Source organism: Streptomyces sp. NPDC059008 (assembly GCF_042749045.1).
Classification (GTDB): domain Bacteria; phylum Actinomycetota; class Actinomycetes; order Streptomycetales; family Streptomycetaceae; genus Streptomyces.
The window spans coordinates 71,103-84,979 of record NZ_JBHYJC010000011.1 but is presented as its reverse complement, the minus strand read 5'-3'; the positions used below and the strand labels follow the sequence as shown (position 1 = coordinate 84,979).

The window sequence follows — 13,877 nt, the reverse complement described above, 5'->3', positions numbered from 1 at the left end:
CCCCTCTGCGCCGGTACACAGACCGGGCGATCGAATTTTGCGCGAGATGTGTGAAGTATGCGAAGGGGTGTGCGTGAGGTCAGATGGGTTTCCGGGTCATTTGACGACCGTGGACCAGTCCGGCGACTGGGCCGGATCCAGACCGCGCAGGCGCTGCAGCGTTTCGGGCTTCTGCACGTCGAGCCAGTCCACGAGTTCCTTGAAGGACACGCATTTGACGCCCCTCTTGGTGCAGATGTTCTTGACTATCTGGTCAACGGCCTTCATGTAGATGCCGCCGTTCCAGTCCTCGAAATGGTTGCCGATGAACAGTGGTGCTCGGCTGCCGTAGTAGACGCGATTGAAGCCGGCCATGTAAGAGGCGACGGTCTGCTGCTCCCAGTCGGCGTACTTGGCCGGATCGCCCTCGGTCTCACCATGGGACTGGTTGTAGAGGAAGTTGAAGTCCATCGACAGGCCTTGGTAGTTGCCACCGGGGTACGGAAGCATCTGCAGCGGAAAGTCCCAGATGCCGTTCTTCTTGCTCGGCCATATCTGGAAGTCGCCCGGGGAGCTTGCGTCGTAGCGCCATCCGTAGCTCTTCATGGCTTTGAGCAGGTTCGGCTGGCCCTCCAGGCAGGGGGCGCGACCGCCGGTCACCTCCTTGCGGAAGTCGAAAGGCAGCGCGGGACTGTCCTTGAAGCCGGTGTTGGTCCGCCACTTCTCGACGAAGTCGTAGAACTGGTCGATCTCGCTCTTCCACTCCTCCACGCTCCAGTCGGCGCCTCCCTTGGCTCCGCAGAAGTGGCCGTTGAAGTGGGTGCCGATCTCGTTGCCGTCCTTGTAGGCCGCGGCGAGCTGCGTCAGGGTGGTGCGGATGTGCTCGTCGGTGGGGTAGCTGATCGCGGCGGAGCCCACCGGGTGCTGGGGCGGGTGGTAGAGGTCCTTCTTGCTTTTGGGCAACAGGTAGATGCCTGTGAGGAAGAAGGTCATATGAGCGTCGTAGTCCTTGGCCATCTCGCGGTAGTGGGAGAAGAGCCGGTCGTCGCCCTCCAGCGCGCCGTCCCAGGAGAAGACGACGAACTGTGGTGGCCTCTCCGCTGCCTTGAGCGGCGCCGCCTTCAACTGCCCCTTCTGTGGGCCGGTGTAGGAGGTCGATCCGTCCCCGAGGACCTTGGTTGTGCCGTCCCACTCCGGCTCCTTGCGAGGCTCCGTCGAGCCTTGCGCAACCGATCCCGCCTCGCCGCCGGAGGGAGCCGAAGCTTGGCCGTCGGTCTGGCTCAACACCAGGTAGCCCGCGGCGGCCGCGCAAACGACGAGGGCGGCTGACGCAAGGGCTACGAACCGGGTACGGATGGTGCGGCGGGGCGCGCGCCCCTTACGACGGCGACCTGGAGTCGACTTCATACAGGACTCAAATCTGCGAGGGAGGTTCCAATGCGGATGCGGATGCGGATGTGGCCGGCCGGCCGGTCAGCGCAGTGGGCCCACGGCATCCGACCAGATGTCGTACGCGACGCTGTCGGCCGTGGTTCCCGCCAGCCCCTTGAGCGGCAGCGGGTCGAGGCTCTTGGTCAGATCCATGCGGTAGACGACCACGGCCGTGGACACGGCGCGGGCCGTGCCGACGTACCAGGCGGCCGTGTCGTCGGCGGTGGTGCCGGCCTTGCCGGACACCGCCGCCGCGGCGGGAGCGGCGTCAGGGTGGGCGGAGCGGAAGGAGTCTGCAAGCGCCTGTGTCACCTCCCCGGCCACCTGGGCGGTGACCGCGCGGCGCGCGTCCGGGGGGTCCAGCCGCACGGCCGAGCCGTTCCGGGTGATGCGGTGCACGGAGTACGGCTCGATGTGCTGGCCCGCCGCGGCGAAGGTGGCGTAGCCACTTGCCATGCGGATCGCGCTCGGCGTGGAACTGCCCAGGGACAGAGCGGGTACCTGCGGCCCCATACTCGAGGACAGCAGCCCAGCCGCCTGGGCCGTCTCCTTCACCTTGTCCAGGCCCGTGTCCATGCCCAGTTGCATGAAGGGGGTGTTCACCGACTTGGCGAGCGCCTCGCGCAGCGTCAACCGGCCCCACGACTTCCGGCCGTCGTTGTGGGCAGTGACCTTCTTGCCGCTGCGGTTCCAGTAGGGGCCCTCCGGGGTTGTGACGGGCACGTCGTCGTCGCCGTCATAGAGGGAGTGCGGGGTGACCTTCTCCCGGGGCGCGTCCCGCCGCCTGACGATGCCGTGTTCGAGACCGGCCGCGTACACGAACGGAAGGAAGGCCGAACCGGCCGCTACCGTCCCGGCGTTGGACTCGTTGTAGCCCTGCTTCCGGTGGTCCGGTCCGCCGTAGACGGCGAGGATGCGGCCGTCGGTGGCCAGCGACGCGACGCCGTAATGGGCGGTGGCTGCCGCGTCCGGGTGGGCCTGCCGGGCCTTCTTGCGCGCCTTGGCCACCACGTCGTCGAGAGCCGCCTCCCGTTTGCGGTCGAAGGTGGTGTAGATCTGATAGCCGCCCAGATCGAACTGCCTGGCCGAGATGTGCCCGGCTTTCTGGGCGAATCGGGAGGCGAGTTCCACCAGGTAGTCACTCTGCTGACCGGTGTCGTACAACGGGTTCTGTTTGACCGGCTCGGGGAAAGTCCGATACCTGGCCCGCTTGGACGGCGACAGCCTGCCGATCTTGACCATCCGGTCCAGGGTCCAGTTCCAGCGCTTCACTGCCCGTTGGTGGTTGGCCGCACTCAGTGTGGGGTCGTACAAGCTGGCGCCCTTGAGTAGCGACGCCAGGAAAGCCGCCTGGCTCGCGTTGAGTTCGCTGACGTCCTTGCCGTAGTAGGCCTGTGCGGCGCGCTGGATGCCGTAGGTGCCGCGGCCGAACCAACTGGTGTTGAGGTATCCCTCCAGGATCTCGTCCTTGCTCATCTGGTTGTCGAGCTTGAGGGCGATCATCGCTTCGGTGAACTTGCGGCTGACGGACTGGTCCTGGTTCAGGTAGACGTTCTTGACGTACTGCTGAGTGATGGTCGAGCCACCCTGGGTTTCGCCCTGACCGACCGTGCGCCACAGGGCGCGGGTGAGGCCCTTCAAAGAGACGCCGGGGTCGTCGTAGAAGCTCTCGTTCTCGGCCGCCAGCACGGCCCAGCGAACGTCCTCGGGTATGTCTTTCAGCGGCATCGCCTGTCGCTGTACCCAGCCGCTGCGAGCCATGGGCGTACCGTCGGACCAGAAGTACACGTTGTCCTGCTGGGTGGCGTACGCGTTCAAGTCCTTGGGTATGTCGGTGGCGGCGTAGGCGATGGCCAGGAACAGTCCGGTCAGGCCGACGGCCGTCGACACGACGCCCAGCCACTGCCGGCAGGAGGGCATCCAGCGGCGCCAGCCGGTGTGGCCCGGACGCGGATAGCGCGGCCTGAGCCGACGAGCGCACGGCGCCAGCCGCCCGAAGCGGGAGGCCAGCAGCGCACCGATGCGTATGCGGGGGGATGGTGGCTGCGCGGCCCTACGATGGCCGGCCCGCCCGTTGGATCGCTCCGACCGCTGCGTCAGCATGGTCTCACCGGTCGGTGCGGGCAGTTCGACCCTCAGTTGTACCGTGCGTTCAGGGTCTGCGGATGCAGGTGCCCGGACGTCGATTTCTTCACTGGCGAGGGGCTCCCGGGGCGTGATCCGTCGGCGGCACGATGGCCCGTGTGTCTCATCAGGACTACCCGCCCCCCGCCCAGCCCCAGTCACTCCGTGTCCCCTCCGCACTATGCGTGTGGCTCGCACGGGGTGACACAGCCGCCGCAGCCGCAACTGTCATCCCGCACCCCCAAGCCACGCCGCGGCCTTCACCACATATATAAACCTATCAGCGATCTTTTCGAAATCTCCACACAAGGATCGAACGGAAACCGCAGACGGGGCCTGGCCACCCCGCCGCGTATCGCTTACGCACCAGGAACGATCGGCTGTTGGTGGGCTGGTAGATGCCGCCTCCGCTGCGCTCACATCGTTGCCGGTGGTGGGGACGGTGGTCCCGGCCACGCAGCGTTCGGCCGCGTGTGCCGGGCCCGAGCCGTTTGGCGGAGGGAAAGAGGAGCCCAGAGCCTCCGGAATCGTGGAATCGGTGGGCGATCGGAGGGAATGTCCAGTGGTCGGTGCAGGCAGCCCGGTGGGAGCTGGGGGCCGATCCGGTCCAGGAGGTCGGTGATGGTTCGGCGGCAGGCGGCGACGTTCTCCGGCAGCGCGATGAGAGGAGGGCGGGCGCAGGTGGAGAAGAACCGCTGCTGGACCTGCCTGGTTCGGTCAGCCGATCTGCCCGTCGGGCCCCAGGCTTTGCCAGGAGTTGATGAGAGCTGCGACGGATCCGGCACTCCAGCGCAGATCGCACTTTGCGGCCGTGGACTCTCATCCCTGCCTCGCTCCGAGGTCGTCCTGTCCACGAGCCCAGGGGCGTAGCGGCCCGCCGAGGGTGTGGGCATAGGTCGTAACGACCGTCCAGAGGCGCTCGCCCGATCCAGGACAGGTGCTGCCGACCGCCCCGAAGGCGCCCGCTACGGCTTCACCCGCGACGCCGAACTGCGACTGACCGCCGTCACCGCCCCCGACGGCCGCAACTGGAACTACAGCTACGACGCCGCCGGCCGGCCGACCTCCGAGACCGACTTCGACAGCCGCACCCTCACCTGCACCCGCGACGCCGCAGGCCGGCTCACCTCGCGCACAGACGGCGCCGGCCAGAGCCTGACCTCCACACGCGACCCGCTCGGTCGCGTCACCCACCTCACCACCGACGACGGACTGCAGTCCACCTTCACGTACGCACCCACCGGAGCGCTGACCGAAGCGGCCAACGCCGACACGAGCCTCGGGCGACCAGCTGACCGCGTCCTGACCCGCCCATCTACCCGGCCAGGACACGACGGGCCGGCGCGCCTACGACGCTCATGCCTCAACCGCGCCGGCCGCACCCACTACGAATACGACGGACATGGACGGCAATCTTCTGCTGTCGAGGCGCAGTGCCCGGTGTGCGGCCGGTGCTGGACGGTGGGCGTCGAGCGGGGCCGGTCGGCCGTCGACTGCTCGTCGCGGTGCCGGTCTGTAGCGGCCGGTCCGGCCGGGACTGGGTTTCGCCCCGTCCCGGCTGGCTGCCAGGGGCGGGGCGACGGGGCGAGCGGGGGCGGGTTCAGCCGGTGCTTGCACGCCGGCGCAGACGGAGGGCGACGGCCCCACCTGCAAGGGCGAGTGCGGCGCCAGTCCCGGCGAGCAGCGGGGTGGCGGACGATGGCTCGTCCGCCTTGTGCTGGGGGCTGTAACCGCTGGAGTAGCCCTTGGTGTCGTACTCCGAGCCGGGCAGCTTGTCGGCGTAGCGGGCCTTGACCAGCTTCTGGTAGTCGCTGAGCGACATCGACGCCTGGCCGCCCAGTCCCTGCCGGGCCTGGTCGTTGAGCGGCTCGACGGTGTTGAGCTTGAGTTGGTACCAGCCGCGGATCTGCGGCTCGGTGAAGACGAGCGTGCCCACGGTGGCCTTGCTGGCGTATGTGACGTCGCTGTCGCCGTCGCGCACGGCCGCCAGGTGCCAGCCGCCGCCCTGGGTGGGGGCGAGCATGACGGTGGCGTTGCGGCCGTTGACGGTGGTGCTCAGCGAGGAGACCAGCTGCGTCAGCTTGACCGCCTCGGTGGGCAGTGGCAGGGAGGTGCCCGCGACGAACCCGGGGGTGATCTCGTTCAGTGCCACCGGGTCCTTGATCGTGAAGGCCGGGAGGCCCTGGCACGGCTCGGCCGTTTCGGGGATCGTCTGCACCGGTCCGCCGGCGCCGCCGCTGGGCACCGGAGTGCTCAGGAAGCGGCAGACGGCGTTGCGGACGGCGGTGGACTTCACCGCGTCGAGGGCGGCCTGGTAGTCGGGAATGTCCGCCGGGAGCGGGTCCTTGGCCGGTGCCGCGTGGGCCGGGCCGGCGACGGACAGCAGTGCGGATGCGCTCAGTGCGATGACGATGGACAGGCGGGCGAAGCGAGAGCCGGCCCGTTTGCTGGACGTTCTGGTGCCGCTGGTGTCGCGCATGTCGCCTGCCTTAGCGGGAGATGCCGATGCGGGAGTGGGTCCACTTGGACGAGCTGTTGCTCACGTAGTCGTTGTAGTTCCACCACGTGTACGTGGCGGTGTCCGGCCATGGGTCGGCCACACCGATGGTGTTGTTCGACGTGTCGAAGCCGTAGACGACGTTCATGTGGCCACCACCGGATGTCCACCCGATGCGGACAGCGACCGGCCGGGCCGCCTTGACCTCGGTGTACACCTGGTTGAACGTGGCCGCGCTGCTTAAGCCCGAGCCGGGGTGGGTCATGCCGAGGCTGCCCCAGGCCCTGGCCATGTCGTCGAGCGTGGCGGGCTGGTTGTTGCAGCCGTAGTAGGGCTGGGCCCGGTTGCAGAAGTCCGTCTGGGTGGAGCCGAAGCCCTGGAACTTGGCGATGGTCAGTCCGGAGGCGACCCAGCACCACTGGGTCTTCTCCTGCTTGTACATGCCGATGTTGTCCTGACCCGCTTCCGCGTGAGCCGTGCCTCCCGCGGCTACCAGCAATCCCGAGGCAGCCAGCGCGATGGCCGACGCCGCGGTTCCGTACCTGAATCTGCCCATGTTCCTGCCTTCCCCTGATGGGTGCGACGAGACGAGCGGGGCGATCTGGCACGGATATGACAGCGCACCATGTCAAAGACATACAGGGGCCTTGGAGGAATTTAACCCCTACTGATTACTTCCCGGATAATCGCAAGTTCAGGTGATATGTCCTCGGTGAGGTCGGCGAAGGGAATGGGACAGCAGGTACTGGAGGCACAGACGGTCAGGTCGTCACATCCCGCCTCGACAGCCGCGCCCAGGGAGGTGCGACGGCGCGGCGGGCTCCCGCTGGGCAAACGATGAACCCAGCATCGCCTGCCTGCAGCCGAGGTGATCTCTGTCAGGCCGGCACCAGGGAACGCCAAGGACAGGACTCAGGACTCAGCCTTCACTGACGCGGATCGGCACACCGTGTGCGTTGCGCTCGTACTCGCGACGGACGTTCTTCTCGATGCCCCGCTCCGCAGCGTCGCGCAACTTCATGCCGTTCCGTTCGCCACCCTCCCCTGTGGCCGATTACGGGCTGTGGCCTATTCGCACTGTCGCGTCGGGCTTGTCTCTCCGACATGGTGTCTGCGCGGGCGGCGACCCAGAGGCAGCCGTCAGCGGCGCACGTCAGCCGTACCTTCCAGGGAGAGGGCCAGGAGACGCCGAGCCAGGTGATCGTGCTACCGGGGCTGACCCCATGCTGTTCCCTGCGCCCTTCAGATGGGGGCCACCGGCTGCCGTCAACCATCCCACTACGGAAGGAGTGACTCCGTGACATCCGCACAGGCAAACAAGCCTGCCACCACGCAGCCATCAAGGACGGCACGGCACTTGGCGAAGCACACGAACGACAAGGCCGGGCAAGAAAGGATGTTGAAGGCACTGAACGGCAAGCGGGAGGGCAAGACCACCGAGGCAAACGTCAAACAGGCCGTGAACGCCGCTTATGACCACAAGGGCAAGGACAGCGGCACCTGTTTTATCGACGGGAAGATCCGCCAGGTCCTGCACTCCAGCGCGGGCAAAGCCGGTGCCGGCGGCGAAGGGGTGACGATCTTCCACTACTGGGACAGCGACACCCAGCCGGGCACCACCTACCTCGGGGTCATCGCCATGGGCTTCCACCTGGACAACAGCCACTACAAGATCTATCAGGACTACGGCCAGAACCAGGATCCGTTCCGGCGAGGCGCGAAGGTCAACGTCCAGGGAGACCCGACCGCCTGACCGTGTCTGCCCCACCGGGACCGCAGCGCGGGCAGAGCCTGAGCAAGGCGAATGTCCGGTAACGCAGCCATGGGCCGAGGTGCCGTCAGGAGTAGACCATCACCCGGCGGCACCCGGACCGCCCCCGCTACCCGGGGGATAACCGGGAGGGACGCCCAAGACCGCGATCGGGGCCCTCGCGTAATCGCTCATGCTTCCATCCTGGGCCGCCGGACCGATCGGCGCGAGCCGCAGCCGAGCCGTAGCCAGACCACGTCCTACGCCGCGACGGAGGTATCTGCGCCCTGCGCATACTGCCCCCGAAGTTCGGCAGCGTGCCCTTCGGCAGCAGTGGAGGCCGTGATGCACAACTTCGTGCCGTCCTCACGTGCGTCCACAACGAGTACACCCGTCAGATGCGGAAGAAGCAGGTCAAGTAGGACCGCGATCCGGCCAGGAGACACCGACCGCCAGTTGATCCTCACCCGGGCGGGATGGTCCCCCTCACCGAGCACGACACGCGCCTGGGCCGTGGCGCGGCGTCATGCGCACAACGGGAAAGAACCCGCCCGGCACGGGATCGTAGCGGGCGGGTCGGACGGGGGCGCTGCGCAGGACGCGTCAGGTGAGCTGCGCGGCCGAAGTCGTGGCGCAGTCCTTGAGGGCGTCCCAGATGCCTTCGCCCAGCGACTCGAAGAGTCTCTCCGGGTTGCGCTCGAGCCAGGAGGCGATGTCGTCCCACTTGCCGATCCCGAACTGCTGGTCGAGGTCGAAGTCGAGCAGGTGCACGTCGAGCAGGGACGCGTGGCAGTTCGCCGTCAGGTGCAGGGTGGCGCCATGCCCGTCGACGGTGAGGTCGAAGCCACCTTCCGCGTGGATGCCCACCAGGTTTCCGGCGGGCACCGGGATGCCGCCGAGCACCACGCCCCGGGGAATGGTGATGTCGAAGTCCAGCTTGACGTGGGCCGAGGCCTTCAGTCCGGTGCTGTTGAGGGTGCAGCTCATATCCCCGTGCAGGATGTCCAGCAGGTCCGCGGCGATCGTGAAGGCGAAGCCCTCGTTGCCGAGTTGCGCCTCGATCGAGGCCGACAGACCGAGGAGGTCGAGCTTGCCGGAGAGGTAGAAGATCTTCGCCGGGAGGTGGCCTGTGCGGATGCCTCGGGTGTCGAGGAGGTACTGGGGCCCCTTGGTTCCGCTCGCGTCCGAGAGGGTGAAGACGTCGGCCAGCTTCAGCGGTTGGGCGATGTTGCTGTACGCGTAGAGGCCGTCGTCGCTGACGTTGACCTCGAAGCGCCAGTTGTTGCCGAAGAAGTCGATGTCTCCCTTGGCGTAGAAGCCCTGCTTCCACTCCTCGTGGGTCACGGGGTTGGTCCAGCCGCCGGAAGCGGTGACCACGCATATCGCCAGCTTGTGGAGCACGATCTGCTTCAGGAAGGCGAGCCAGTCCGGCGGGGTGACGAGGACGGCGAGTATGTCCCAGATCGAGATGCCGGTGTCCTGGTGGACGGCCTCCAGGTCGAAGCGGAAAACGGTGACGTACGGCTCCGGATTGAACCCGCCCTCGACATCGAGCTTCAGGGCGGCGTCGCCGATGACCACCGAACCGCCCCCGCCCAGGGTGAGCCCGGTTTCCGCCCCGTAACCGATCTGCAGGTAGAAGTACTGGACATCGAAGCCCTCGACGCCGAAGGCGTTCTTCCACGTGGGGAGGTCATCGGATGAAGGCGGCTCCGTGAGACCGGCGAGGCGGATCGCGGTGCTGCGCACCGGACTGTATGCGGTCTCGCTCGCCTGGTGCGGCGTCGCGTCGTGGATGAGGCGGCCGTCGGTCCCGGGGACGGGGTCCGCCGTGAGCAGCGTGTGCCCGGGGGCCCGGAGCGCGTAGGCCAGTTGATGCGGCGCAGGTCGTCCGGCGGCTTCTGCCGCACCGGAACCGGCGGGCTTGAGCGCCAGGAAGAGGTGGAACTCCGGGCCCTTGAGGGCCCCGCCGGCCACGAACTGCAGCAGGGTCGCAGGAGCGGACCCGACAGCCGGAACGCTGAAGTTCCACGAGGTCTGGAGCGACACCTCCCGCTGGGCCGGGCGGAACGCGAGAGTCAGGCCGCCGAAGCCCTCGCGGGTCTTCTGCTCCGCGATGGACGCGGTGAACTCGGAGTCCTGGACCGGCGTGGTGAGCCGCGCCGTCAGGTGGATGCCGCTGGAGTCCTGGAACAGCACCTTCAACGGCGCCAGCGGGCCCGTCAGCCCCAGCTCGGTGAAGAACGTGAGGCCCTTGTCCAGCGTGGCGGGCAGGGTGTCGGGCGGGTTGGCTCCGGCATCGACGGTCACCCCGTCGGCGGAGCTGATGGCGAGCCCGGACTTGGCGAAGGTGATGCCGTCGAGGAAACCGAGGACCGGGGCCCAGTCCGACACCTTCCCCGGCGACCAGATCCAGTCCTGCTGCCAGAACGCGGCGGCGAACAGGGTGCCGCTCTCCGCCTTCTTGGCCGCCTTGCCGAAGAACGTCAGCTGCGCCGCGTCGAACGTCGCCGTGGTGCTGACCGTCAGCTCGTAGCTCCTGCCCGCGGCCGGCTGCCCCGTCAGTGCGTTCCCCAGCCGTACGGCCACGGCGGGGTGGCGGAGGGAGACCTGCGGCAGGCCGGCGGGCAGCGGCACGTCGGCCTGGCAGGCGAGGGACTTCAGGAGTTCGGTCAGGTCGAGGTCGGGGAAGGTCCCGTCGAGCTCGAAGGTGCCGGGGAGGGCCCACTTGGCGGAGAACTTCACGACGGAGTCGTCGCCGTTGCCACCCGAGGCCGGACCGAGCTCTGCCTTGGCCGACAGGGTGCCGGTGGTTCCCGAACCGTTGTCCGGCTGCTGCTGCACCACGCCACCGGGGGCGCCCTCGCCACCCTCGCGCGCCAGCTCCAGCCCGGCCTCGGTGAGCGTGATGCGGGCGGCGCCGATGTCGATGTGCCATGCGGAGGACACGGACGCGTCTACCTCGTACGCGCCCTTCTTGGGCGTCGCGGTGCCGGAGAACTTCTTCAGCGTCAGCTCGGGAACGCCGGTGAGGTCGGCGTGCGGCAGGAAGTGCTGGAGCACGTCCCGCAGCTCGGCCGGTGTGCTCTCGTCGAGGGTGAGCCGGAAGGTGCCGGGCGGTATCTCCGCGGTGGCATGGAGGCTGACGTTGCCCGCGACGAGGAAGTCACCGCGGCCGGTGACCTTCGCCGAGCGGGAGTCCTGGAGCGGGTTCGTGACGGTCAGAGTGGCGCCGACGCCGGTCAGGGCGAGGTCGTCACCCGCGATCGGCCACTTCGTGCCCGGCGTGGTCTCGACGGTGGCGGTGACTTGGGTCAGGGCTGCCGCCAACCCGCCCTTGTCGAATGCTGAGGGATCGATGGTGGCGGTGATCGCGGTGAGGCGGATGGAGTCGCCGAGCGGGAAACCCTGCTGATCGACGAGCTGGTGAACCGCGGCGCCGGTGCCGTTCCACGCGGCAAGGTCGTTGGGCGACAGCTTCTCGGGAAGCTGGTCGGCGCCGAGGGCGAGCACACCGCCGCCGGAAGGGAGCGGAGCGCTGATCGTCGCCCCGCCCACCTGCCCGAGGACCAGGTCCGCAGCCAGCCGCAGGCCGTACGTGACCGAGGAGCCGTTCGCCCCCTCCTCACGTGAACCGGCCGACAGGTAGAAGGAGGCTGAGAACTCCCCGTCCGGCCGGGGCGACGAGCGCAGCGCGATGTCGGTACGAACCTCGCCGTTCGGGCCCTTGGCGGGGCGGCGTACGACCGGTCCGCTGAGCGACAGTACCCCGGGCCGGGGCCGGAGCAGCGCGGCGAGGCTGCCGAGCTGCTCCGGATCGTTCACCTGGGAGGCGTGGAAGGTCAGGCCGGGGTCCAGCGCCGGGTACCCGTGGCGCGCGGGCCGGGCCGCCGAGGTGAGCAGGAGCGCAGGCGGCACCGGGAAGGCGAGGGCGGCCAGGTCACTGCCGTCGGTGGCGGGGAAGGAGGTGGCGAAGGTCCAGTCCGCGGGGACGACGAGCGGGACGCAGAGGGTGGGGTCGTGGTCGAGGGGGTCGAGGCCGAACTCGATCCCGTGGACCGGCAGGTCGGTGAGGCCGAGGCCGGTGACGGTGAGCGTGCCGTGCACGACCACGCTGTCGTCGTGGTCCTCGCGCTGAAGGTCCGTGACGGTGAGCGTGCCGTCGAGCCATGTGCCGATGAGCGCGGCCGCGGGACCGGCGCCGAGGCCGGCGGCGGGGAGCGTGAGAGTGGTGCCCTGCGTGTGCTGGGTGAGGAGGGCCTTGAGTTCGTCGATCGTCATGGGTGGTCAGCCTTCGAGCTTGGTGCGGATGACCGTGCGGGCGTTGTCGGTGAGCTCCTTGGCGATGTCGGTCCGGTGGGTGTCGCCGGTGCTCTGCACACCGTCGATGATCTTCTGCTTGACCTCGTCCTTGTTCAGCACCTGCTGGATGATCTGCTCGAAGGGGCTGGGCTCCTTGAGTTTGATCGTGACCTGTAGGTCCTTCGTGGCGATGGCGAGGGTGAGCGCGTCCAGGCCGATGGTGAGCTCGTCGGCGTCGCGGCCGCTGAAGGACAGGGCGGCCGTCGCCGAGGGCTGGTTGATGGTGACGGTGATGTCGCCCTCGATCGTGTCGTCGTCGCTCGCCGCGGCGCGTTCCGGGGCCGTCGCGGGAGCGGCCGCGGCATCGGGGAAGGAGACCACGCCCGTGCCCGTGATGGTGAGCGGGGGCCCGGGAACCTTGGCGTCGCCCGGGAGTTGGCCGAACCTCAGGGTCACCCCGATGCCCCCGTCCGTCAGGGCGGCGTCCTTCACGGGAATCAGGACGTTGGAGATGCCCTTGATCGAGCCTTCCTTGAAACTGAGGTCGGCAGTCGCGACGCCGACCTTGTACGAGCCGAGGTCGATGTCCCCGAGGCGGTACGGCTCCAGCGTGGGGTCACTCGCCCCGAGCACGACGGACGGGGGGTAGAAGCCGGAGCCGGCATCGTTCACAGAGGCCCGCAGCCGGTCGAAGAGGTAGACGTCCAGCAACCCGTACTTCGGCGGGAATCCGCTGTCGTCCGAGGGCAGGCTGCCCTTCAGGACCGCGCCGAGCACCCCGTCCAGCGCCTTGACCAGCTGGGTGGTGACCGTCGAGGAGAACTGGTCGCGGAAGGAGGGGTCGGCGAGGGTGGCGACGAGCTTCGCGGTGAGGGCCTGACCGGCGTCGGGGGCGTTGAAGGCGTCGGCCGCCGCTTGCTTCCAGATGTCGAGTGTGGCTTCGTCGATCGTGCTGCCCTCGATGGTCAGGGACTTCTCGTCGAGGTGGAACGTCGGCTGCGACGCGACGGTGATCGACTCGATGGTCAGCAGCGGGGTGCGGTCCGCACCCGTGCCCGTAGCCTCGGCACACAGCACGACGTCGAAGGCGAGGTCCTGGGCCGCCACGGCGAACTGTCCATGGCCCTCGATCTCCTGGCGCGGCCATTCCACCCCCTCCAGCCCGTTGACCACGACCTTCGTCGGCGGCTTCAGGTCGTCTCCCCCACTGCCGTCCCCGGGGTCGTCGATCACCACCACGTGCTGCACCAGGCTGTACGTGCCCTTGACGGTGATCTGCTTCTGCCACCCGTGCGTGTCGTACGCCGCGGTGGTGACCCGGATCGTGCCCCGGTAGCCGTTCTCGGTGGGCGTGAGGCGCTGCAGTTCCCCGACCGAGGCGTTCGCCAGCCCGTCGACCGTGACGGAGGTCAGGGACAGCGAGGGGTAGGGGCGGTCGGCGTCGCGCTGGCTGGTGAAGGGGTCGAGGTTGTCCGGAAGGTCGGGCACGCCGCGGTCCTTCGCGTCGTCGAACGCGGAGCCCACGAAGATCCACCACGCGGAAGCGATGGTGTCCCCGATCGCCTTGCCCTCGGCGCCGTCGAGCTCCCCGATGTCCCATGTGTCGACGTTCAGCGGATTCAGCGTGTGGCCGTCGGTCGTGCGGACGTCCTTGAGGACGGTGGGCAGCCAGTATGGGCTGTCCGGGTCGTTGACGCGCTTGTACATGGTGGCGTAGATGAAGTTCATCAGCTCGGTGGCCACAGGGCTCTCCTCGGGTTCTCGGAGTGGTCGGTCGGGGCGGGCTGCCGGGCC

Annotated in this window: 7 protein-coding genes and 1 pseudogene; 2 read left to right on the top strand and 6 right to left on the bottom strand. The window is 68.3% G+C overall.

What is annotated here, in order from left to right; translation table 11 throughout:
* Nucleotides 1–96: 96 nt before the first annotated feature.
* A complete protein-coding gene (locus tag ACFWZH_RS16300; protein ID WP_384430467.1) occupies nucleotides 97–1,386 on the bottom strand; it encodes a hypothetical protein in 1,290 nt (429 codons plus the stop codon).
* Nucleotides 1,387–1,452: 66 nt separating this feature from the next.
* A complete protein-coding gene (locus ACFWZH_RS16295) occupies nucleotides 1,453–3,513 on the bottom strand; it encodes a transglycosylase domain-containing protein (RefSeq protein ID WP_384430464.1) in 2,061 nt (686 codons plus the stop codon).
* 906 nt (nucleotides 3,514–4,419) lie between these two features.
* On the opposite strand from ACFWZH_RS16295, the pseudogene ACFWZH_RS16290 reads away from it, so the two are divergent.
* Nucleotides 4,420–4,737: pseudogene (locus ACFWZH_RS16290) on the top strand (hypothetical protein); the annotation flags it as partial.
* Between the two features lie 397 nt (nucleotides 4,738–5,134).
* Here ACFWZH_RS16290 and ACFWZH_RS16285 read toward each other — a convergent pair.
* Together ACFWZH_RS16285 and ACFWZH_RS16280 are read right to left on the bottom strand one after the other, a co-directional pair.
* Nucleotides 5,135–6,013, bottom strand: coding sequence for a hypothetical protein (locus tag ACFWZH_RS16285; protein WP_384430461.1), 879 nt, complete (start codon nucleotides 6,011–6,013; stop codon nucleotides 5,135–5,137).
* Nucleotides 6,014–6,023: 10 nt separating this feature from the next.
* A complete protein-coding gene (locus ACFWZH_RS16280; RefSeq protein ID WP_384430458.1) occupies nucleotides 6,024–6,473 on the bottom strand; it encodes a papain-like cysteine protease family protein in 450 nt (149 codons plus the stop codon).
* A gap of 954 nt (nucleotides 6,474–7,427) precedes the next feature.
* On the opposite strand from ACFWZH_RS16280, the gene ACFWZH_RS16275 reads away from it, so the two are divergent.
* Nucleotides 7,428–7,784 (top strand): hypothetical protein, encoded by a 357-nt coding sequence (locus tag ACFWZH_RS16275; RefSeq protein WP_384430454.1) that lies wholly within the window; start codon nucleotides 7,428–7,430, stop codon nucleotides 7,782–7,784.
* Between the two features lie 600 nt (nucleotides 7,785–8,384).
* Here the strand turns inward: ACFWZH_RS16275 and ACFWZH_RS16270 are convergent.
* Both ACFWZH_RS16270 and ACFWZH_RS16265 read right to left on the bottom strand, forming a co-directional pair.
* Complete coding sequence (locus tag ACFWZH_RS16270; RefSeq protein WP_384430451.1) at nucleotides 8,385–12,062, bottom strand: hypothetical protein; 3,678 nt, start codon at nucleotides 12,060–12,062, stop codon at nucleotides 8,385–8,387.
* 6 nt (nucleotides 12,063–12,068) lie between these two features.
* Nucleotides 12,069–13,826 carry a hypothetical protein gene (locus ACFWZH_RS16265; protein ID WP_384430448.1) on the bottom strand — a complete coding sequence of 586 codons (1,758 nt, stop codon included), beginning with the start codon at nucleotides 13,824–13,826 and terminating at the stop codon, nucleotides 12,069–12,071.
* Nucleotides 13,827–13,877 lie beyond the last annotated feature (51 nt).